15 protein-coding genes are annotated in these 22,272 nt (G+C 70.4%); 6 read left to right on the forward strand and 9 right to left on the reverse strand.

Features of this window, described 5'->3' with window-relative positions:
- Positions 1–832: 832 nt before the first annotated feature.
- Genes PH190_RS14995 through PH190_RS15010 form a run of 4 tightly spaced genes read right to left on the reverse strand, consistent with a single transcriptional unit; the run spans position 833 to position 5,998 of the window.
- A complete protein-coding gene (locus PH190_RS14995; RefSeq protein WP_274232326.1) occupies positions 833–3,715 on the reverse strand; it encodes a hypothetical protein in 2,883 nt (960 codons plus the stop codon).
- Positions 3,712–4,359, reverse strand: coding sequence for a hypothetical protein (locus tag PH190_RS15000; RefSeq protein WP_274232327.1), 648 nt, complete (start codon positions 4,357–4,359; stop codon positions 3,712–3,714). The genes PH190_RS14995 and PH190_RS15000 overlap by 4 nt, the downstream gene beginning before the upstream one ends.
- On the reverse strand, positions 4,356–4,667 hold the full coding sequence (locus tag PH190_RS15005; RefSeq protein ID WP_274232328.1) for a hypothetical protein: 312 nt from the start codon (positions 4,665–4,667) through the stop codon (positions 4,356–4,358). Before PH190_RS15005 ends, PH190_RS15000 begins: the two co-directional genes overlap by 4 nt.
- Before the next feature lie 20 nt (positions 4,668–4,687).
- Positions 4,688–5,998 carry a CHAT domain-containing protein gene (locus PH190_RS15010; RefSeq protein ID WP_274232329.1) on the reverse strand — a complete coding sequence of 437 codons (1,311 nt, stop codon included), beginning with the start codon at positions 5,996–5,998 and terminating at the stop codon, positions 4,688–4,690.
- Positions 5,999–6,069: 71 nt separating this feature from the next.
- Between PH190_RS15010 and PH190_RS15015 the strand changes: the two genes are divergently transcribed.
- Complete coding sequence (locus tag PH190_RS15015; RefSeq protein ID WP_274232330.1) at positions 6,070–8,583, forward strand: tetratricopeptide repeat protein; 2,514 nt, start codon at positions 6,070–6,072, stop codon at positions 8,581–8,583.
- A gap of 121 nt (positions 8,584–8,704) precedes the next feature.
- Here the strand turns inward: PH190_RS15015 and PH190_RS15020 are convergent, their stop codons facing one another.
- A complete protein-coding gene (locus PH190_RS15020) occupies positions 8,705–9,169 on the reverse strand; it encodes a hypothetical protein (RefSeq protein WP_274232331.1) in 465 nt (154 codons plus the stop codon).
- A gap of 1,613 nt (positions 9,170–10,782) precedes the next feature.
- On the opposite strand from PH190_RS15020, the gene PH190_RS15025 reads away from it, so the two are divergent.
- The 4 genes from PH190_RS15025 to PH190_RS15040 all read left to right on the forward strand — a co-directional run bounded on the left by PH190_RS15025 (position 10,783) and on the right by PH190_RS15040 (position 14,847).
- The gene (locus PH190_RS15025) at positions 10,783–11,112 is read left to right on the forward strand and encodes a DUF1330 domain-containing protein (protein ID WP_274232332.1); all 330 of its coding nucleotides are present in this window, start codon (positions 10,783–10,785) and stop codon (positions 11,110–11,112) included.
- Between the two features lie 1,011 nt (positions 11,113–12,123).
- A complete protein-coding gene (locus tag PH190_RS15030; protein ID WP_274232465.1) occupies positions 12,124–13,008 on the forward strand; it encodes an SPFH domain-containing protein in 885 nt (294 codons plus the stop codon).
- Positions 13,009–13,357: 349 nt separating this feature from the next.
- On the forward strand, positions 13,358–13,831 hold the full coding sequence (locus PH190_RS15035; RefSeq protein WP_274232333.1) for a hypothetical protein: 474 nt from the start codon (positions 13,358–13,360) through the stop codon (positions 13,829–13,831).
- A gap of 551 nt (positions 13,832–14,382) precedes the next feature.
- Positions 14,383–14,847, forward strand: a complete 465-nt coding sequence (locus tag PH190_RS15040; protein WP_274232334.1) for a hypothetical protein — start codon at positions 14,383–14,385, stop codon at positions 14,845–14,847.
- Positions 14,848–16,569: 1,722 nt separating this feature from the next.
- Here the strand turns inward: PH190_RS15040 and PH190_RS15045 are convergent.
- A complete protein-coding gene (locus PH190_RS15045) occupies positions 16,570–17,757 on the reverse strand; it encodes an FAD binding domain-containing protein (protein ID WP_274232335.1) in 1,188 nt (395 codons plus the stop codon).
- A 2-nt stretch (positions 17,758–17,759) separates the two neighbouring features.
- Positions 17,760–18,281 carry a pyridoxamine 5'-phosphate oxidase family protein gene (locus tag PH190_RS15050; RefSeq protein ID WP_274232336.1) on the reverse strand — a complete coding sequence of 174 codons (522 nt, stop codon included), beginning with the start codon at positions 18,279–18,281 and terminating at the stop codon, positions 17,760–17,762.
- 56 nt (positions 18,282–18,337) lie between these two features.
- On the opposite strand from PH190_RS15050, the gene PH190_RS15055 reads away from it, so the two are divergent.
- Positions 18,338–19,996 (forward strand): thiamine pyrophosphate-binding protein, encoded by a 1,659-nt coding sequence (locus tag PH190_RS15055; RefSeq protein WP_274232337.1) that lies wholly within the window; start codon positions 18,338–18,340, stop codon positions 19,994–19,996.
- A 189-nt stretch (positions 19,997–20,185) separates the two neighbouring features.
- Here the strand turns inward: PH190_RS15055 and PH190_RS15060 are convergent, their stop codons facing one another.
- Together PH190_RS15060 and PH190_RS15065 are read right to left on the reverse strand one after the other, a co-directional pair.
- Positions 20,186–20,662 carry an acyl-CoA thioesterase gene (locus PH190_RS15060; protein ID WP_274232338.1) on the reverse strand — a complete coding sequence of 159 codons (477 nt, stop codon included), beginning with the start codon at positions 20,660–20,662 and terminating at the stop codon, positions 20,186–20,188.
- Positions 20,659–22,269, reverse strand: a complete 1,611-nt coding sequence (locus PH190_RS15065) for a long-chain-fatty-acid--CoA ligase (protein WP_274232339.1) — start codon at positions 22,267–22,269, stop codon at positions 20,659–20,661. Before PH190_RS15065 ends, PH190_RS15060 begins: the two co-directional genes overlap by 4 nt.
- Positions 22,270–22,272 lie beyond the last annotated feature (3 nt).

Raw genomic sequence — 22,272 nt, forward strand, 5'->3', positions numbered from 1 at the left:
GTACTCCGTGGCGGTATCACCCGACGGCACCGTCGCCTACGCAGCACCGGCGGAACCGGCCAGGACGGCGCTGAGGCACGAGCATCTCGACCGAGACTTCGCGATGGGCCAGCTGCGAGCCGTTCCCGTCGGGACTCGTGAGAGCGACATACTTCGTGCACGACGAGCCAGGGCTAGCGCGCACCCGCTGGCTTCGACGCGGGAGTCTTGTTCCCGGTGAACGGTCCCGGTTTGGGAACCGCTTACGTCACACAACGACCACAGCTAACAAGCCATGGCTGATGATCGAGTCGCGGCCGCACCGTCGCTGACCAGCGCAGATGAGCACCGCACGTCACCTGAACGAACGTGACTCTCGTCCATTGGGTTCGGGGTTCGAGTCCCTGACGGCGCACCCTTTCTGCTGGTCACAGCTCTACGGAGCGATCTTCCGGGGTGACTCCCTTTACCTTCGAGGCGCGCTTACCCCTGCGCGATCACGTCGGAGGCGGTCGCTCGAAGATCGGCAGCGGCCGACTGAGTCCCCGATATGTCAGGCATTAGGCCGCCGATGGGGCGGTAATCGATGTTTCGTCGGCCGTTACGTTCGGTAGCTGGGCGCCTGCTTCGTCTTTCCCCGATCGTTGTCTAGTGCCACGGCACCCCTGCCTTCCTACGGTCGGCTGGCATGGGGGGACGTTAGATGGTGCTCGCGTGTCGCTGTATGCGCGCGCGTGCGGCTAGAAATAGCGCCTCGCCGGGATCGACACGGGTCCGGTCGACGCGCTCGACCGCGGCGGTGAAGCGACCGACGTAGTCGCGGTGACGTATTGCCAGGCTCGTCGTCAGCCGCTCACGCCGAGTCGTCGGCCGGTCGGTCCAGCGCTCTCCTGACGAGGGCGAGGCGCGCAGCGAGCTCCGGATGCGCGTCGTAGAGCCGGTCGACCTTGGTCCGGGAACCGAGCCGGTGCCACCCGATCCCGCGGCTTTGCTCGAGACTCTGCACCGCGACGTCGGGCCGCCCGCCCGCGACTGCCACGGCGGCCGCATCGGAGGCGAAGCCCGCGAAGCGGCGCAGGGACCTCCGGTCGCCGACGCCGCGCCCTAGGCCGTAGACGACGATCTCGGCGAGATCGGTCGCCACCGCGACCGCGTCGGCCGCACTTGCCACCTTGCCGGACTGGCGCACTGCTAGGTCGGCCCACGCCCATGCCGCAACGAGGCGCTGCTCCGCGGTGCTCGTCGCGTCCGTTGCCGCGCTCCGGGTCGCGGCGAGCGCTCCGTGGAGGTCGGCCACCGACCCCGTCTCCCGGTGACGTCGTTCCAGAGCGGTCGCGAGGTTCGCCTGCACCGTGGCCCGTCCTGCAGCTGTCGGCGGAGCGGCCGCGAGGGCCTTCTGCTGGGTCGCGACGGCCTCGTCCAGAGCTCCTGCCGCCAGCAGGGCGTTCCCAAGGTTGGAGAGGTATCGGTAACGGCCTGCGCCCGTCGTTGGCCGGGCGTCGATGGCCTCCTGCGCTGCCGCTACAGCGGCCGCGCGGTCCCGGTCACCGTCGATCCCGCGCGACTCGGCGATCCGGGCTCGGGTTTGCAGCGCCGAACCGAGGTTGGTGAGGATCCCGCTCCGGTCGGGGTCGCCGTCCGGGGCCGCGGCCACCGCGCGCCGCAGCACGGCCACCGCCGCATCCGCGTCGGCGGGGTCGTTGTGCGCCTCGGCGCGGGTCCGCTGCAGCTCACCGAGGTTCGACAGCCGACCGGGAAGGTCCGGATGGTCGGACGGGGTCTCGGCCACCGACGCCTGCAGGGCCTCGATCGCCTCGTCGAGATCGCCGACGTCGCGCCGGTACTCGAACCGGCTTCGCAGGATTGGGCCGAGGTTGCTAAGCCGTTGCGTGTGGTCGCGGGTGCCTCGTGTGGTGCTCCCGAGCGCGGCCCGAGCGGACCTGACCGCGTCGTCGAGGACCCTGGAGTCTCCAGTGAGTTCGGCGAGCGTGTGGAGCGCGACGGCCAGGTTCGCCTGCGGCGCGGGATCGTCGTCGTTGCCTGTCGCCGCGGCGCGGAGCGTGTCGACCGCGCAGCTGAGGTCGGTCGGGTCGCCGATCAGGTCGTAGCGGGTGAGGAGCAGGATCGCGAGGTCGGTGGGGTCGTGCTGCTCGTGGAGCACGCCGATGCCTTCGTCGAGGAGAGCCACGCTCTCAAGCCGTTTCGCTTGGGTGTGCAGCGTGTGAGCCAGGAGGACGACGCGGCCGGCCCGCGCGGGATGCTCAGCGGGTGTCGCCGTGACGGCGGCCCGCGCCTCGTTGACCGCCTCGGCGACGAGCGCCCCGTCGGCCGTGCGCGCAGCGAGCGCGCGCAGCGCCTCGGCCAGGACGGCCCGGACGGCAGCTCTCGCTCCGTGATCACGGGGCAGGAGCGCGAGAGCCTCGCGTCCGGACTCGACTGCGAGCCGGGCGACCGCGACCGAGCCGGTCAGCTCGGCCCAGGTCTTCCGCGCCTGTGCCAGGGCGGCCAGGTACTGCCCGCGTTCGGTCGGGTTCGCTACCCCACGCACTGCCTCGGCCGTCAGCTCAACGGCCCGTTCGAGATCTGGCTCTGACTGCAGCCGGAGGCCCCGGGTCCGCAGCATGCCCCCGAGCGCAACCAGGGTCATGGCCCGCCGGGGCTCGTCCCAACCGTGCTCGGCGACGATGTCCTCAAGGAGTCGGATGTGCTCATCGACTGCGGCCCCACCTCCCGCACCCCGGGTCACGAGCGCGTTCACGAGGTTCGACCGGCGCATGGCGCGCTCGGGATGGCCGGGCGGGGTCCGCTCCACGGCCAGGCTCAGCAGCCGCACCGCCTCATCGGCGTCGGTGGTCGGCCCCACGCCGCGTTCCGCGCGTCCGCGCAGCGCTGAACCGAGCGACGTGGCGACTCCCGCCCAGATAGGGGCCGTCTCGTCGATAGCGTCCAGCGCCTCCCGCAGCGTCGCGACCGCGGCGTGCCACGGGACCGCCGCGCCGCTGCGGCTCCCAAGCTGGACGAGGGCCGTTCCCAGCTGGGCAAGCCGCGCCGGCCGGCGGGGGTCCTGGTCCGGCGTCCGCAGCACAGCAATGCCGAGCAGGCCGACGGCCTCGGTCAGGTCAGACACCGCTTCGGTGAGCTCGTAGCGGTTCAGGTGCGCACTCCCCAGCCCCAGCGCGACGTGCGGCCGGTCGGCGGGGTCCTCGCCCTGGGCCTCCTGGTAGTAGCCGATCGCGGTGTCGAGGTCCGCCGGGGTGTTCCGGAGGCGGAACCGCAGGGCGAGCGCCTCGCCGAGGTTGTACGAGCGGTCGCGGCGCTCGGGGTCTCCCTCCGCTGTGGCCGCTCGTGCCTTCTCCAGCGTCTCGACTGCATGATCGAGGTCGTCGGCACTTCCGGTGCTCCGGGCGATGCTCACCTCGACCGCGCCGAGGTTGGCCAAGTAGCGCCGCATGCTCGGGTCGCCGGCGCCAAGTTCGACCGCCCGGGTCAGTGCCCGGTGCGCCGCCCCAAGATCGGCCGGGTTCCCGCGGCGCTCCCAACGGGTGCGCAGCGCCGCACCCAGATTGGACAGGCGGGCCGGGAGACCAAGGTCTCCGACCTCGGACCGGGACACGGCACGGTCCAGCATGGCGACGGCATCGTCAAGGAGTACCGGGTCGGCGCTGCCGAGGGCACGGGCGAGGGCCGCCGACCCCGCCCGGCCGATCTCGTCCGGCGTCGGCTCCGGGTCAGTCACGGTGTCGCGGGGCCCGGGGCCGGGCAGGCGTCGGGCGCCGAGATGCCCACGGCACGATCCAAGTCGACGACGATCTCGCCCACGTCCGCCTTCAGACGCAGGTCGCCGTCGCGCAGCGCGACCACCTCCCCGCAGCGCACACCGGCGTCCGTCACGACGGACAGCCGCGGCTTGGCCTTCGGCGGGCCGTACCAGGTCAGCCCGACCGCGCCGCAGAGCAGCGCGGCACAAACCATCGCCGACACCACACCCCGCCCGAGCGCGCGCGATGCCCCATCCGCCTCGCCGAGTCGCGACGCCAGCCGGGGGTCGGCCGCGGTCTGGTCGATGATCTCGGTCATCCGGCTGGCGAAGGGGAGTCCGTGCGCGGCGCGCATCAGCAGGACCGCCGAAGCCGCACCGGCGATGAGGGCCGCGAGCAGCAGACAGCCGACGATCGCCGCCGCAACCGGGGCCAGCTGGGTGACGTCGCTGCGTCCCTTGATCAGGCTGAACCCGATGAGCCCGGCAAGCAACGCGCCGAGCCCGTTGCGCCAGGCCAGCGCGGCCGCCTGGATGCGCGGCGTCTCGTCCGCGAGCAGGTCGAGGCTCTCCCTGGCTGCCCGCCGGGCCCGGTGCGGCGCCGGTGCCGCTGGCCCGATCACGACAGCTCAATGTTCCAGTACGCACCGCAGCCGTGCTCGCCGCCGGGACGACCCTGGTGGTCTCTCGTGCACGTGCACAGCAGCGGCACGGTGGCGGTTCGGGCTTTCCCTTTGCTTCGGGTCCCGCGGTTCGCCTGGGACACCACTGGGAAATCCATCGGGCCATGGCACCGTGGACACAGCCCGTGCAGCAGCACGCCGCGCCTCATCGGGGTCTCTTCCGTACAGCTGTCCACGAAAGCCTTCGAGTATCCGTCCTCAGTGTGCTCGTCGAATTCGAGCTCCTTGTGCGCGGGGGGGTTGGCCACGGTCTGTCTCCTCAGGCCGGTCACGGGCCGGTGTGGGTGAACGGGGTCCACAGATGCGGCCACTGCGGTGTCGCGGCGCGACGGGCGCGGACGATAACGTGCAGCGCCGCCGCGGCCTCGGCGGAGCGGACCCGCCTGTCCCCGGCTATCGCCGCGTATAGCTCGGCGAACACCGTCGACGTCGTCGCGCTGTCCGCCGACCAGGTCGTTGCGACGACGTGCCGGTATCCCGTGTAGTGCAGCGCCGCGGCCAGGGTGATGGCCTCGTCGAGCAGGTCCACCCCGCCCACCGCCGTCTTGCACGCCGAGAGGCCTGCGAATTCTCCGCCGGACCGGCTCTGGGACAGGGCCTCGACGGTGAGCCGGGACCCGTGTAGCAGCAGCGCACCCTGCGACGGATCTGCCAGGTCCTGGTCGCCGTGGCAGACGAAGTGCACCCAGCGATGCCGTTCGAGCTCGCGCGCGACGGCCGACGCGGTGGCCGCGGGCCCCTCCAACAGGGTGCAGTGGTCCGGACCGAAGGCTGCGACGAGGGCCTCGCGCTCCGCGGTGCCGTCGAGCTCGGCCTGGCCACTAACCTTAGACGCGTCTACTAGCAGGAGCCGGCCGTCGGTGATCTCGGGGTCCTCTGGCTCGACGCGCGGCCGCCGGGCGTCGAGGAGGGCCCGGACCGTGGGGGTATACGACGAGACGACCCGGTCAAGCACGGTCCGCGGGTCGGCACGGCCCTCCGCCGCGTCCGCGTGGTGGCCTGCGGAGTGCAGTGGCAGGAGCGTGAGCGGCCCGGTCGGGCACCACCACAACCGCAGCCACTGAGCGGTCGAACGCTCGGGCGTCATTGTGAGGCCTAGGGTTGTCAGGACGGGGTCCGCGATGGTGTCCCACATCCAGGCCTGGAGGTCAGTGAGCATCGCGTCAACCTCGTCATAGGCCTCCTCCACCGCCTGGGCCGCGGCGAGCACGCGGGCCGCGGCGCCGCGCCCAGTGCCGGTCGCGGCTTCGGCGTGGGCCGCCTCCGCCGCCTCCGCCCGTTGGAGGACCGTGAGGTAGTGGTTGGCACGTTCGGTCGCCGACTCGAGACCGAGCGCTGGCAGTGGAACCGGCGTGACCCCCTCGTGCTCGACGACGAGTGCGTCGCACTCCCACCGGCTGACGTTGATCACGACGATCGGCCCCGTACCCTTCGCGGGCCGCAGCTGCTCGGGCTCCGGCGCCCTTAGGAAGTCCGCGAAACCGTCCTTGCCGCGCACCTCCTCGACGAGCTCGTCCCACTCCCTGGAGAGGGCCGCCCGCCGATCGGCGGCATTGTTCGCACCAGCCGGGTCGACCATGATCTGACAGTCGTGCGAGGTGCAACGGCCATTACAGTTCCCCGACCGGCGCCCTTGGCTGGCGGTGTTCGGTGACCTCAGGCACGCAGGACGAGCTCGTCGCCCTCCTCCAGGCGGCTGTCCGCAATGCGCCCGGCGGGGTGCTCACCGCAGCGTCGGAGCAAGCCGCCGACCAGCTCGCGGAGCTCCTGGGTCCGCCGCCCGCGGCAGACCCGCGCCTTGTCCATGCCCTCGCTGTTTTCCATCTGGCCCGGTTCCAGGCCCTCGACCTTCCGAAGGGCGAGGAGGACCTAGGGGCCGCGATGGCATATTTCTCCGCGCTCCACGACCGGTACCCGGAGCTGGTGCCAGAGAGCCTCCGGAAGTTAGTCGGCGTCTCTAGTCCTGAACCAGACGGCAGCGAACTGCTCCGCGCCGCCCTCGACCAAGGGGGCGACGGCGAGCTCCTCCGTGAAGCCGTCGCCCTGCTCCGGGCCGAGATCGACCATGAGCCCGCCGCAGCCCTCTACGCGAATCTCGGCGTCGCTCTCCGCGCGATGTTCGAGGAGACCGGAGACCGCGCACACCTCGACGACGCCGTCGAAGCTCTTACCCGCGCTGTGGACGCGGCGGACCTCGAAGACGAGAGCCGGGTGCTGTTCCTCTCCCAGCTCGGCGCGGCCCTGCGGGAGCGATCGGGCTTCGCCGACCGGGCCGCGGATCTCGACGCGGCTGTTCAATACCACCGCGAGGCGACCGGCTTGGCCCGCGGAGCCGCCTGGCCGCCCGCCGCCCAGAACCTCGGCAACGCCCTCACCGACCTCCACCAGGCCACGGGGGACGAGACCGCGCTGCGGGAAGCCATCGAGGTGCTGGAGGCCGCCAGCACTGCGTCGTTGAACGTGACCTCTGCCAACAGCCTCGGAGTCGCCCTGCGCGCCCGCTACGACCTGCTCGGGGCCCTCCCCGACCTGGACCGCGCGCTCGGCTACTTCCAGGCCGGTGTTGACGCGACGAGCGCGGGCGACCCGACCGTGGTGCTCGCGGCGAACAATCTCGGCACTTCGTGGGCCGTGCACTTCGAACACAGCGGTCAGCTCGACGATCTCCGCGCCGCCGAGGCCGCCCTCCGGACCGCGCTCGACGCGACCGTCGAGCGTGCGGCGCTACGCCCGCTCATCCTTGGCAACCTCGCGAACGTGCTGCACAGCCGGTTCGAGGAGGAGGGCGACACGGCGCGGCTCGCGGAGTCCGTCGGGCTGCTCCGCGAGACTTCCGGGGCCACCGCTGACGACGATGCCGACCTGCCGATGCGGCTCACGAACCTCGCAGTCGCGCTGTCGAGCAGGTACGAGCGGTTCGGTACCGCGGAAGACCTTCGGGAGGCGATTGACACCGCCGAGCGGGCGGTCGAGCTGGTACGCCGGCCTGGCGAGCGAGCCGCCCTGCTGGGGAACCTTGGCAATCTGAGGGCCACGGCGTTCGAGGTGAGCGGCGACCGAGTGGACCTCGACACGGCGGTCGCGGCGCTCACCGATGCCGTCGAGTCACTGCACACCACGCACCCGGACCGGGCCCGACACCTGAACAACCTTGGCCTGGTCCATCGGCAGAGCTTCGAGCGCAGCGGTAGCCCGGCCGACCTCGACCACGCGATTGCCGCGCACGAGGCGGCCGTCGCCATCGGGCCGTCAACCTCCGCCGAGCAGGGTGGGTACCTCTCCAACCTGGGTAGCGCCCTGCTGGCCCGCTTCCATGTCGACGAGGCCGGACCTGCCCTCGACGAGGCTATCGCCCGGTTCCGCCAGGCTCGCGCCGTTGTCGCGCCCGACCATCCCGATCGCGCAGGGGTCGAGGGCAACTTGGCCTCGGCGCTGATCACCCGGGCGGAGCGGGACGGCCCGGAGGCGGATGGCGACCTCGCCGAGGCCCAGACCGTCCTCGCGCAGGCGGCAGGCCGACACGACACCGACTATCCCGGGTCCGCCCTCACCGCCCTACACAGCGGACGATGGGCGGACCTGCGCTACCGCAGGCTGACCCGCGCCGATCACGACGCAACGGACGTCTGTCTCGACGGACTCGCGGCCTTCCAGCTCTGCGCGAGTGACGACCGTGTGCGATTGTCGTCACGGATCGACGCGGCCCGGGGGGCGGCGTCGCTGGCACGACGAGCTGGCGACCTTGCGACGGCGGACGCCGCAGGCCAGGTGGTCCTGGCCCTACTGCCCTCGCTGGTCACGCTGGAACGCGAACGACCGGACCGCGAGCATCGACTCGTCGAGCTAGCGGGTCTTGGCGGCGACGCAGCAGAGGTCCGCCTCCGGCGCGGGGACGCCGAGGCGGCGCTCGCGTTGCTGGAGGGAAGCCGGGCAGTCCTCTGGTCCCAGCTCGTCGGGAGCCGCAGGCTGCTGGATCGGCTGCGCTCAGTCGACCCCGAGCTCGCTGCCCGGCTAACCACGCTCACCACACTCCTGAACAGTCCGCCCGAAATAAACCCGGCGTTGTCCGCGCGACGGACAGCCCAGCGCCGTCGCGCCGAGACCTACCGGGAGTGGCGGGCGCTCGTCGTCGACGCCGTCACGCGCCTGAGAAGGTCACCGTAAAGCGCACCGGGCCTGGAGGACGTTCGCTCCCACTCAGAGTTGGTGATCGTGCGGGCGGCCAGTAGGTTCAGAGAGGAGATGCGTCAGCGGGTCAGCCGGGTGGCTCGTGCTCGGCTAATACTTACCCTCCAAGAAGGTCTCGTGCCCCGGCGATGAACGCGCTCCGCTTGGTCTCGTACTGGAGTTCTCGGACCTCCATATCGGCCTTGTCGCCCGCTTCGCGGAGGACGTCGATGTATGCAGCCAGCCCACGGGCTGCAGAGTGGAGAGACGGATCGCCAATCACGAGCATGAGCCGCGCCTGCGCGCTCTCTGCTGCGGCCCCACTACGGTCCGCCTCCACCATCGCTGAGCGCCATTCCTCTCCCTCCTCTTTGCGGCGAAACCACGCGGTGATGGCGGCGCGCTTCAGCTCGGCTATAGCGGTCAGGAACTCACTGCACGCCAGCAAGCGCTCTTGTCTCAGTCGCTCTTCTCGGGCCGCTCTTTCGGCGCGAGCCGCAGTGCGACGTTGGAAGAGGTACGTCGACAAAGAGCCGAGCAATGTACCCGCCACTGCAATCAAGCTGGTTGCTATCCCGCCCATGAGCAGATCATGGAGGACCTGCCGGCCTCGACCAACCCCTGCACACCTCTCCGACATACTATCGAGCCCTGGTGCGCCCCTCGTTCACTTCGCAGCCTCAGCAGGCGGACGCGCACGAGAACGTCGATCAGTGGCTTTGAGCCAAACGACGACTTCCGGTCGCGCACGGCACACGTGCCCGTCGGACAGCCGGACCCGACACGCCAGCACCGGCGGGAGGGCCCGCTTTGGGTACCGCTTACGTCAACCCATCGCTCGACACAGGGCTCGATCACTCATGATCGAGACCAGCGGGCTCCATCGCTGACCAGCACGAACGCTCACCGCATCACACGACTGCGGACGTGACTCTCGTCCACTGGGTTCGGGGTTCGAGTCCCTGACGGCGCACCCAATTCCCAGGTCAGAGGCCGGACAACAGTCCGTGCCCGACCGGGCACCCCCGCGGCGCTCGACCTGGCGGGCCTTGCCGTCGAGGTCGCGGAACCACGCCAGGGCGACGTAGCGGCCGGGCTCGCCGGTGACCCGGATCGTTCCATAGGCCGACCGCGCTGGGTGGAGAGCGCCACCAGGCAGCACAGGTGCCGGTCATCGACAACAGGGGCGCTTGCACCCGCACGGGCGGCCCGGCAGGACAGAGCCCGCGCCGCCGAGGGAGAGACCCTGAGCCCCCCCAGTCTCTGGACAGGTTGAGGCCTCGGCCGAATTAATGAAGATTCGCTCAACGTTGCTCGAAATCGGACCGAAGCTGGCAATAACGACAATCGCGGCTTCTCGACAGCGGCCCCGCAACTGCAACTGGACGTCGGCATGGGCGCCTTCGGCGCCCGCTCCAGTTAAATCTTCCTGGCTATCGATGACTTCGATACTGACCGCGCGCACTACTTCACAGTCGGTCGCCCCCCACATCTTGTCGCCTTCAATAAGTAGCCTTGGAGAAAGCGAGCCGTGTCCGCCTCTTGACTTGACGACATGGTTGACCAAGCACACTCTCGAACTCCGACGCCCATCCGAGCAATCATGAAGGAGGAACGATGGCTTCAGTTCGACGTGGAGTTGTCGCCGCTGCTTTGATCGCAGCTGCAACTCTCGGTACCGCTGCGCCGGCACTCGCCAGCCCTTCCCCGCCGACCAATGGCGGAAATGGTGCTGGGCAGAGCGGCCAGTGCACTGGCCCGGCCGCTGACCGACCGGCGTCCTGCCAGTCGTCGAAGTAAAAGATCGGCCACAGAGCGCGACCGACTCCAAGACAGCCCTGCAATCAGGTCGGTGCGAGCTACGGCCTCCGTGGGACTCCCGGGTCGCGAGCCGAGCCATCCCTCTGCGGCATCGCTTGCTGAGGGGGCATGGCCTTGGCTCTAGCGATCCGGGACTTCTCATGAGGTGTCGGCGCAACAAGTGGGGATTTGCGGGGCCTGGGTGCTCCATAGTGCTTCTGTTCCCTCATTCGACATCTGCCGCGACTCGGAGAAGAACCTCACGGCCGAGCCAGAACCACGCCTGGCGACACTTGCACGCGAACCCTGAACCCGCCGTAGTGCCGAGCTCGAGCAGCTTGAGATCAGTTGACCCGAGGCCTCGACGCTGCTATCCGCCTGACCGAACATGGTTACATGAGTCAGACCACAGACTCCGAGTCCTCCGGTAACTACTACATCCTCTTCGACGTCGATATCCGGAATGGCGAGCGCTACCGCCGCCACATGGAGCGAGCCCGCCCTGCCCTGGAAGCCGCCGGTGGCCGGCACCTCGTACGAGGGGGCAACTTCACGGTGTACGAAGGGGACTGGACCCCCTCGCGACTGGTCTTCTTGGAGTTCCCATCCCAGGAAGCGTGGGAAGCCTTCTACTACGGGCCAGACTACGCAGAGATCAAACCGGCCCGCGACGAGGTCTCTGATGGACGAATGGTCGGAGTACAGGGCCTGACGCCGGGTACGTGAGAGTGGCCGCGCTATGCAGCACAGGTACAGGCACGAAGGCCCGGATCGCGCCTCGCGCTGAGCAAGGTCGACCCAGAAAGTACCCGTGAGATTCGTCCAACGACGGTCCAGAAGCAACCGCGACTGCGCGAAGGGTCATGCGCCGGTCTTCTCAGGTAGGCCTCGATGTCAGCGACTCGTCGGTGACATCGAGGAAGTCGCCGTCGAGAATCACTGGGTTCGGGTTCGAGTCCCTGACGGCGCACTCTCTCTACTGAGCACAGCCCTGCGGCGATCTTCGGAGTGACTCCAGACCGGTCCGACGGGCCGTTTACTTCCGAGCGCACCCGTTGTAGACGCTCAGATGTCCTGGCCAGTGCTCGACTTGGCTCGCCCTGATGCGCCCACAGATCCGTGGATGGCAGCCGCGCTTGACGACGCGGACTCGCTGCCGTCCTTGCCGGACGTGGGGCTAGGACGTTGCGCAACGTATTCCACGCTCCTGGTCGGCTCCAACGCCGCAGACGACCCCCTCCCGCCCCGTACCGATGGCCGACGCCGACGTCGACGGCCAGGTGCAGCGATCACCCTCGACAGCAGGCTTGACGGCGACCCTGCCCACCCGGGGGTGCGATGGGCCAGGACGACGATCGAGAAACCCGCGCACCCGCCTGCTCGCTGGCCCGACGGAGCGGCGGGCCACCGCAGGCGGTCGGCATCGAACATCCCCGGCTCCGGTCAGGGGGACGGATGTCGACACCCTCCTCGGCCGACGTGAGGTCCGGAGAAGGACCCGCGCAGACCACCCCCCACCGACTGCTTCCACGACTTGCTGTTCCTCCAAGCCGCGCACGCCCCGACGGGAGGAATGGTGCTGACGGGCACCGCTTCTCGGCTGTCGCTGCGCTACCTTTTTTCCGGTGGCTTCCTCTCGGTTGGAGGCCGCGCGGTGAGGGATGTGGCGAGATGATCGTTGCCCTTGCGCTCTGTGCCGCCGTTCTCCTGGTGGCCGCGACGCTGGTCGGAACGAGCATGCGGGTCGTCCGCCAGTACGAGCGCGGAGTCGTGTTCCGGTTCGGCAGGGTGGAGCCCGGCACCACGAGAGCGCCCGGGATCGTCCTGCTCTGGCCGTTCGCGGACCGGTTGACGAAGGTCAACATGCAGATCGTGACCCTGCCGGTCCCGGCGCAGGACGGGATCACCCGTGACAACGTCACCGTGCGGGTCGACGCGGTCATCTATTTCCGGGTGGTCGATCCCGTCCGCGTGGCGGTGGACGTGCAGGACTACTTGTCCGCGATCGCGCAGCTCGCCCAGACGTCGCTGCGGTCGATCATCGGGAAGAGCGACCTCGACGATCTGCTCAGCAACCGGGAGAAGCTCAACCAGGGCCTCGAGCTGATGATCGACACCCCGGTCGTGGACTGGGGCCTGCACATCGACCGCGTCGAGATCAAGGACGTCTCGCTGCCCGAGTCCATGAAGCGTTCCATGTCGCGTCAGGCCGAGGCCGAGCGTGAACGTCGCGCTCGCGTCATCACCGCTGACGGCGAACGTCAGGCGGCGGCGACACTCTCCGCGGCCGCGGAGACGATGTCGGACCACCCGGCCTCCCTGCAGCTCCGCCTCCTGGAGACGGTCGTGGAGGTGGCGGCCGAGAAGAACTCGACGCTCGTGCTGCCCTTCCCCGTCGAGCTGCTGCGGTTCCTCGAGCGCGTCACCCCCGAGGAGAACCAGGCCCCGACCGCGATGGATCGGGTCGCAGCAGGGTCGGCGCCGCCCCACCCCCTCCGGGATCTGACCGGGTCCACGGCACGAAACCGGTCGGGTCTCCGCTCGACGGCTCGCGTACCAGTTCGGCCACGAGCCCGGCCACGATCCCGGAGGAGGACACCGGCACGCGCGACCTGGAGGTGACCCTGCCGGGGGCACGCATTGCCCGGCTCGCACGCACAGCGGTGCGTGGGCCGCCCAAGGAGGGCCCACGGGGGACACCGATCGGGCAGGTCTCGGCCTTCACCTCCAGAATGGGGACGGGGCTGTCGAGCAGGAGCCGCTGGGCGAGGCCGCCGAGCAACGCCTTGCTCACCGGCGCCCGCAAGACGTCTTTCCACCCACTCCATGGTGGCCGCATCGGCGTCCTGGTTCCGTTTCACAGCGTGTCACGCGTCTCAACCTCATGCTGAGCTTTAGGGTCCGCCCGAACCTCGCGGAGGGCAGTCCGCGCGGCGTCGGTGACCGTGCCAGACGACAGGGAGACCAAGAGATGTGGGAATGGCGGGAGGACGCGAGGCGCGAAGGGCGACGGCTCGATGCGGTCGACACCTGGGCTGGGCAGGCGCGCGACGAGCGGGCGGACGAATCGACGCCGATCTTTCGCGCCATGGCGGCGGCCTGGGAGGACCGGGGGCGGCAGGTCGCCAGCGGCCGCAACGGCGTCGACACCACCCGCCACGATGAGCGGCATCCGGGGATTCCCGTACCGCGTTCGGGTTCGGGAGCGTCGCCGGATCAGTGGCTGCACGACGTCGGCCGCTCGCGGACTCTCGCATCGATGAACAGGACGCCGCCCCGCCCGTCGGTCAGCACGCCCGACGGCGAGCTCGAGTATCGCGCGAAGCACCGACGTGAGTCGCAAGCGATGACGCCGACAGCTGGCGGTCAGCACGCCCTGCAGCTGGACGAGGACGACACCGGCCGCCACATCTGCAAGATCGTCTGGCTGGTGCCCCGAACGTGATGGCGCGCGGCCGGCACTCCTGCCGACCGGTGCGGGCGACGCCTGACGTGCTCGGCAGACGAGCGTCGAGGGGCCGGTGAGCTGCCCCAGGGGTAGCCGGCGCTCGTCGTCGCACAGGTGCGCATTGATGCCCTGACCCCGTCATCGAGGTGCTCGATCCCCGGTCTCGTCGAGGAGTTCCGCAGCGTGTGGTCTTCGACCCGCCTTCACGCCCGAACAAGCACCACGACACACCCTCCCGATGGCAGCTCGACGACCCGGTCGGGGCGTGTCGGTAGTGGAGCAGTACGGGAGCAGCGGGCGGCCTGGCGGGCCGGACGACGCCGGCGGCCCGCGCGAGCATCGGGGACGGCCGCCGTCACCAGGGTGAACGTCCACTCGGCCGGATCATTGCGTCGTCCCGGATGTACTCGTGCCAGTCGAATGGTCGAACTTGCTCAGAGACTCACTCAGGACCGTAATCCCGGCGTGATGGAGGGCGACAAGTCAGCAACCCGCCACCCTCGGCGGGGCACCCAGGGAGGGGAGTCGGTCTGGCTGCCCTCATCGTCGTGGAGGTGTGGATGGCGGTACGCCTCGAGGTCACCCGGACCGGACTGCGTGTGCACTTTTCAGGCCCCGACGTGCTCGCCGCGTGCTCGCGGGGGCTGTTCGTCCCCTACACGCGGGTCCTCGGGATCCGGGTGATGACACGAGCCGACGCCGTCGCCTCGAGCCCTCACCTTCCCTGTCCGGGCCTGTGGTGGTGGCAGCGCTACCGCGCCGGCTGCTGGGGAGTCGGTGAACGTCGCCAGCTCTGGAGCGCCCGTCTGGGCACAGACGTGGTGGTCATCTACCTCAGCGGCCGACCGTTCCATCGTGTGGTGGTGGAGGTCGACGAGCCCGAGCGGGCTCACCGGCGGATCGACGCGGCCCTGTTGCACAGCAAGAAGACCAGCCCGCGACGCGCGCTACGTGGTCACCGGCGATCCTCCATCGAGCAATCCATCCCCGAGCCCGCCGGTGCCGACCGTTGACTTCGGTCCGGACTCGGTGGCCGATGGGTCTATGTGGATTCGCTGGACGTCGAGGCCCCTGATGCTGCTCCGATGGTGTTGAGATCTTCGCGCAGCGTCGGTTCGTCCCCATCGCGCGGCTTCAAGGCGTGTCGTCCGCCCTCGGCCGTCGACGTGGCCAGCGGCCGGCGCCGCCGTTGCGCGCGACGCGTCAGTTCCTCGTCGATCGAGCGGTTCGGTGGCGGCACCATGCCCGCCGGGTAGACATCGCGCCCGCTCGCGTCCCGCGGACGCTGGACGGGCAACGGTCCTGACCCCGACCGGGGCTCGGGCACCCAGCCAGACGGAGCCCTCTCGCCGGAGGGCGCGACGCCCAGCACCTGGCGGCCGGCGACGTCGACGACCCGGGCGCCGCGCGGTGGGGGTGGCGGCACCGCAGGCACCGCTGGCAGATCACGGGTGCGGCCCGGGTCTCGCGGTCGTTGGACCGGCAGCGGTCCCGTTCTCACACGCGGCGCGGGCGCCCAGGCAACGTGATCCTCCTCGAGGGCGGGCGGGCTGCCCCGGCGATGGCCGCCGACGTCGTCGCGCTGGTGCCGCTCCCACTCCGACGCGACGGCCTGGAAGATCGGCGTCGGCTCCCAGTCGCCCCGCACTGTCGCGGATGATCCCGGCACCACGTCCTGCGCACACCCCCAGCGCTGCCCCGGCAGAGTCGGGTCCGGCACCGAGGTCCGGGACTCACTGGTACGCGGGCTTTCCGGTTCGACGAGCGGCCCCGCGTACGACGACGCCACGTGCCGGCTCTCGCCGCCGTACTCGTCGAGGCTCCGTCCTCCGACTGCGCCCCCCTGCCATTGCCACATCTCCGGCCTCCCTTCGCCCCGCTCCCCCGTGGACCGCCGGTGCGCGTCGAGCTCCGCACCACGCGCCTCCGCCGCAAGCCCGGAACCATAAACCTCAAGATGACCTTGAGATGGGCGGGGTCGGGAGAGGCAGTCGATCACCACCCCGATGCGCCCACCGGGTGGTCTCGGGTCGCGCCAACCGCAGCAGGGAGCCCGCGCCCCGCGGCCGAGCGCGCTACGCACTACGGCGATACCACGGCCTGTGCGTCGGCGACCTCGTTCATGCGTCCACGTCCGTCTCCCCCTGGACACCCCGCCACGAGGTCGTCGAGCTACCCCAGAGCCTCCATCCCGAGCCGCACGCCCCGAACTACTACGCGGATGACCCGAACAGACCCCGGTGGGAACTCCGCTTGCACCCTCTTCGGCGTGGCGGGTAACAGCCACGACCGGTGCATGCGACATCGGACTGAACCACCACCGACGAACGGGGACCGACGGTGACGGGGACACTACTGATTGCCGCGGCGGCCTTCTCCCACGCGGCGCTCGGCGCGACGCTGTACGCCGTCGGCCACCGACGTGGCGCTCGACGACGACCGCCTCGGCGGGTGCGGGTCCAGCTGCATGGCCGGTAGCTGACGGTCGATGTCCAGATCGTGACACCGGAGTGGCGCCGGACCGCTGGGCGATGACCGGGTGGAGCCTTGCGCTGTCGTGGCGCCCACCGGCGCGGGCTGGCTCACGGGTCACAGGAGCGGTCGAGGTCGTCGGTCACGGCCCCCGGGGTCCTCGGACGGATCGCCGGTGGCCATGCGGACCGGCAGACCCCTTCATGACCTCCTGCGGTCGCGAGAGCGGAGAACAGTGGTCGGGACGCCACGCCGCGCGGCCCTCAGCGGCCGGGCTCGTGGAGACCGAAGATGAGGTAGGGGTCGCTCGGGTCCCAGCTGTTGTCCACCTGCGAGCGGCGTCCGATCTCGCGGCATCGCTCGAGGAGTCGGCGACCGAGGTCGAGCTGGGCCTCCTCCCAGGTCTTCAGGGCGGCCGGGATGTCGCCGCCGGCACCCTCGAGCGCGTCGGCGAGGGCCCATGCGTCGGCTGCGGCCTTGGCCGTCCCGGCCGCCGCATGGGGGCGCACCGCGAACGCTGCATCCCCGAGGATCGCGACCTGCCCCGCGGTCATCGCCGGGACGTCGATGTCGTAGACGGCCTGGACGAACGGCTCGCGCGCGCCGTTCACCACCTCCGCGATCGGTGGTGCGAGCTCCCGAGTTGCCGTGGCGCGGAACTCCTCGATGGCCTCGTCACTCAACATCCCGGGCGGCACGGACACTTTCCGCGGTTGGCCATCTCGACCGGCGAGCAGCCGGTCGAAAGGTGCGCCGGGAGCGACGTTGCGGTACCAGACGTAGTTGGACAACCGTTCGCCCGGCTGCACGGCCCCCCCAGGGCCCGGGATCGGATAGACGAGAACGTGGCTGTCGCGGATCACCTGATAGGTGATGGCGTCGCGCAGTTCGGCAAACGTCTCCGGGCGGAGATCCTCCTCGGGCACGGTGCCGCGATAGGCGACGTAGCCGGAGTAGCGCGACCGGGCGGAGGGGAAGAGCGTCTCGCGGGTCAGGGAGTTGATGCCGTCGGCGGCCACGAGTAGGTCGCACTCGTCGCGCGCCCCGTCGGCGAAGGTGATCTCCACACCTTCGTGGAGCTGCCGGAAGGACGTCATCTCGCGGCCGAGGTGGTAGCGCTCGGCGTCGAAGATTCGCAGCAGCTCCCGGTAGATGGCGTTCCACGAGGAGAAGCGGTAGTGGTGCTCGGCCTGGTAGCGGCGGGACCCGTCGGACCACAGATAGCGGATCCACCCGGTCCGGGAACAGAACGTGTCCGGGTCGACGGCGGTCCGCTCGCGGAAGTAGCGGATGGTCGCGTCGAGGACGGCGATCCCCGCCCCGCGGGCGTCGAGCTCGGATCGTGACCGCTCGTAGATGTGGACGTCACAGCCCAGATCGCCCAGCAGGAGGCCCGCCGTCAGACCCCCGATGGAGCCGCCGACGACGGCCACTCGTGGGTTCGAGCCCATCGTCAGGGACGCCCGAACGTCGCGATCTTGTCGACCGACAGCTCGAAGAGGATGCGGCTCTCGCCGACCGACTCGTCGCGCAACCCGTATGCGGAGTCCTGACCTGTATATTTCCGCCAGATTCGGTCGACCTGGTCCGTGACGCGTTTGCCGTCGCTGGGGTGGTCCTCGGGGATCTCGCGGCGGACCGTGGTCTTGATCGATACCCAGTGGTAGGCGTTCTGCGGGTTCATCAGGAGGAACGTCGCGTGCGGTGTCGCGCGCAGCCACTCCACTTTCTTGCGGTGGTGGGCGAGGTTGAGCAGCACGACCTCGCCTTCGTAGTCGAACCACACCGGCGTCAGATTCGGCAGGCCGTCCCGCCCCACCACCGCCACCGTCGCCGTGACCGGCTCGTCGAGGAGCTGCTTGTACATCGGGTCGAGATCCGCCAGCGTCGTGATCGCCCCGCGGTCACCGACGGTGAACTGCCCGGGCTGCGTCCCTTCGGAGACATCTCGAATGTTGGCGACGACGATGCTCACGGTGGGCCTCCCGGTGGCGGTGCTGGTGGATCACCTCGAGGCGAGCGTAGGTTTCCGTGATCCAGGGCACAACGCCGTCGCCCTCCCCGCGAACGGAGCGCCACCGCAGCGATGCCTTTCTCGACACGTCGTCAACGGCCTCCGTGGTGACCGTCGGTCCGCGTGCCCTCGCCACCGCCCTCGTCCGCGCCTGGCGCGATGCCGGGACCTCGGTGCTGTTCGGAGTCCCCGGTGGCGGAGCAAACCTCGACGTCGTCGGAGCGGCCGCGGAGGACGGCATCCGCTTCGTCCTGACCCACGACGAGACCGCGGCAGGGATCATGGCCTCCACGCACGGGCTGCTCACCGGCACGGTCGGCGCGGCGGTGGTCACCCGTGGCCCCGGAGCGACCGCCGCCGCCACCGGACTCGCCCAGGCCACGCTCGACCGGTCCCCGCTCCTGCTCGTCAGCGACACCGTTCCGGAGCGGTCAGCTGCCCGCGTCGCGCACCAGCGCATCGACGAGCAGGCCATGACGCGACCGATCGCGAAATGGTCGGGGACTCTGGGGACAGAGAACCCGGCACAGGTCGCGGCCGCTGCTGTCGGTCTTGCTCGTCGAGGACCGGCCGGCGGGGTTCACCTGAGCATGGACCCGACCGCCCCTGGCAGCTCGCCGCCACCGTCGAGCGCGGACGCGGCCCTCGACGAGGGTGCGACGGATCGAGCTTCCGCGATGATGACCCGGGCCAAGCGCCCCGTCGTCCTCGTCGGCCTCGCCGCAACAGACCATCCGGGCCTGGCCGACGCCCTGCTCGCGACGGGCCTGCCCGTCCTCTGCACCTACCAGGCCAAGGGCGCCGTGCCGGATGCCCGCTCCGCGGGCTTGTTCACCGGAGGAGTGCTGGAGCGCCCGCTGCTGGACCGAGCCGACATCGTCCTCGCGGTCGGCGTGGACCCCGTCGAACTGATTCCAGCTCGCTGGCCGTACGAGGCGCCCGTGGTCATGCTGCATCCCGAGCCGGTGGACGGCAGCTGGTTCGGCGACCCGGAGATCGTCGTGGGCCCCCTCGCGACCACCCTTCCCACCGTCCTCGGCGACGCGTTCCACCGTTGGGAGTCGGGCACGGCCGAGGACGCCCGCCGCGAGGCGCTCGACACGCTCGAGACCGGCGGTGGCGAGTTCGGGCCCCATGACGTGGTGCGCGAGGTTGCGCGGGCGGTCGGCAGCTCGACCACGCTGACGGTCGACGCCGGCGCACACATGCTGGTGGCGATGCCGTTCTGGGAGGCGACGGCCCCCCGCCGGGTCCTGATCTCCAACGGCCTGGCGACCATGGGGTTCTCGCTGCCCGCAGCGGTGGGCGCGGCGCTCGCCCGCCCCGGCTCTCCCGTGGTGTGTTTCGTCGGCGACGGCGGACTGGGGATGACCCTGGCTGAGCTCGAGACGGTCGTCCGGCTCGATCTCGACGTCACCGTCGTGGTCTTCAACGACGCCGCGCTCAGCCTCATCGAGATCAAGCAGACTGACGGGCAGGGCGACGCGAACGCGGTGCGCTATGGGACCACCGACTTCGCGGCCATCGCCTCCGGCATGGGGATGCGAGCCACGATCGCGGAGCACCGGCAGGCGCTCCGGCACGAGCTCGACCAAGCCCGGACGGGCCCTCGCCTGATCGACGTCCGCATCAGCCCGGCCACTTATGCACACGTCCTGACCGCCACCCGGGGGTGAGGCCCCCGCCGCATCACTGTCGCGGGAGGTCCTCGTCGTGGTCGAAACGATGGCGACCGAGCGGAGCACATCCCGCGACCCGGTGGTCATCTCGCAGGCGGCGCTCGTGGCCGTCTTACGTGCAGACCACGGTCGGCTTCACCCCGCAGCGCGACCAGCCCGGGCTGATGGGGCCGCGGTCCGACGGCTCTACAGCGAGGGCGCCGCGTGGCTCGCCGGTGCCGAGGAACCCGGCGTGCCCGTGTCGCGAAGGCCGTCGGACGAGAGCCCGGCTCGCAGGTGCTCCGGCCATGGGGCGGCGCGACCGTCGGCGCCGACGTGGACCACGGTGTGGTGGCCCTCGACGCACAGCTCATCGTCACGGGTGATGTGCCAGCGGAAAGTGACCGAGGTCCGTCCCGACGCGGCCACGCCGAGTCGGACCTCGATCTCGTCATCGAACTCCAGCGCCCGGTGGTAGACGGCGTCGGTGGATCGGCGCGGGTAGGGACCGGCCTCGTCGCGGTCGCGGCCGAGGCGACGTAGCAGGGCGTGCTCGGCGAGCTCTGCCCAGCGGAAGACGGCGGTCCAGTGGATGCGTCCGCCGGCGTCGGTGTCGGCCCAGGCGACGCGCAGGCGCTCGGTGTGGAGCACGGTGGGGTCGACGGTCTCGTCGACGCCGGTCACGACGGGTCCCCGATCGGTGCGTAGGTGGCGCGCAGTCCTCGCTTGTCGATCTTCCCGACGGCGGTCTTGGGGATGGCCTCGACGAGGGTGATGCGTTCGGGGAGCCACCAGCGCGCCACCGAGGGCGCGATGAAGGCGCGCAGCTCCTCGGGGGTCACCCTCCGGTCCGGGTGCGTGACCACGAGGGCGAGGGGACGCTCGCCCCACTTCTCGTCGACGACACCGATGACGGCGGCCTCGGCGACGGCCGGGTGGGCGAGGATGGCGTTCTCCAGCGCCGGCGTCGAGATCCACTCTCCGCCGGACTTGACGACGTCCTTGGCCCGATCGGCGATGCGCACCCACCCCCGCGGATCGATCGTGACGATGTCCCCGGTCCGGAACCACCCGTCGGCGGTCCACTGCTCCGCGCTCGCCTCGGGCGCCTCGAGGTACTCCCTCGCCACCCACGGTCCGCGGATCTCCAGCTCGCCGAGGGTCGTCGCGTCCCACGGGACCTCCACGTCCTCGGCCCGGGCGCGGATCTCCAGCAGCGGCAGCGGACGCCCCTGGCTGTGCCGCACCGACTCGAGCTCGCCGGGCGGGAGCGCCCGTTCCTGCACTCCGGGCTCAGCGATCAACCCCATGATCAGCTCGGTCATGCCCCAGGTGTGCACGACGGTCAGGCCGTGGCGGTCGCGGAACCCTTCGATCATCGTCGGCGGGGCGGTCGAGCCGCCCGAGAGGATGGCGCGCAGCCGGCTGACGTCGTGCTTCCCCGGAGCGGCGTCGAGCTCCCGGAGCACCGAGGTCCACACGGTGGGCACGCCCCCGGTCATCGTGACCTGCTCGTCCTCGATCAGCTCGAGCAGGCTCGCCGCATCGAGGAACGGGCCGGGGAGCACGAGACCTGCCCCGAGCAGTGCGCTGGTGTACGGCCAGCCCCACGCCAACGCGTGGTACATCGGGACGACCGGCATGACGACGTCCTCGTCGCGGAGGCCCAGCCACCCCTGCAGGGAGCTCGACAGCGCGTGCAGGACCAGGGCGCGGTGGGACACCTCGACGCCCTTGGGACGTCCCGTCGTCCCGCTGGTGTAGCCGAGCAGGGCCGTCGCGTGCTCGTCGATCTCCGCGGGCGTCCACTGCTCCTCTCCGGTGGCGAGGAGCTCCTCGTAATCGACCGCTCCCGCGTGCGCGTCGCCGCTGCCCCCGATGACGACGACCCGGTCGAAAGGCACGCCGTCGGCGGTGGCGCGCAGATGCTCGAGCAGCGGAAGGAACGACGCGTCCACGAACAGCACGGCATCGCGGGCGTGGGTGGCGATCCAGGCGATGTCCTCGTGGTGCAGGCGCGGGTTGAGCGGGTGCAGCACCAGCCCGGCCATCGGGACGCCGTAGTAGAGCTCGAGGTGCTGGCGGTGGCTCCAGCACAGGCTCGCCACCCGGGTGTCGGGTGCCAGGTGGAAACCCTGCAGGGCGGAGGCGAGACGCCGAGCGCGTCGCCCGACACCCGCCCAGTCGCTGCGGTGCAGGCTGCGGTCCGGCTCGCGGGAGACGACCTCGCGGCGCGGGGAGAACTGCTCGGCGCGGCGCAGCACCGCCGTGATCGTGAGCTCGGTGTCCATGAC

The organism is Actinomycetospora straminea, assembly GCF_028737255.1.
Classification (GTDB): Bacteria; Actinomycetota; Actinomycetes; order Mycobacteriales; family Pseudonocardiaceae; genus Actinomycetospora; species Actinomycetospora straminea.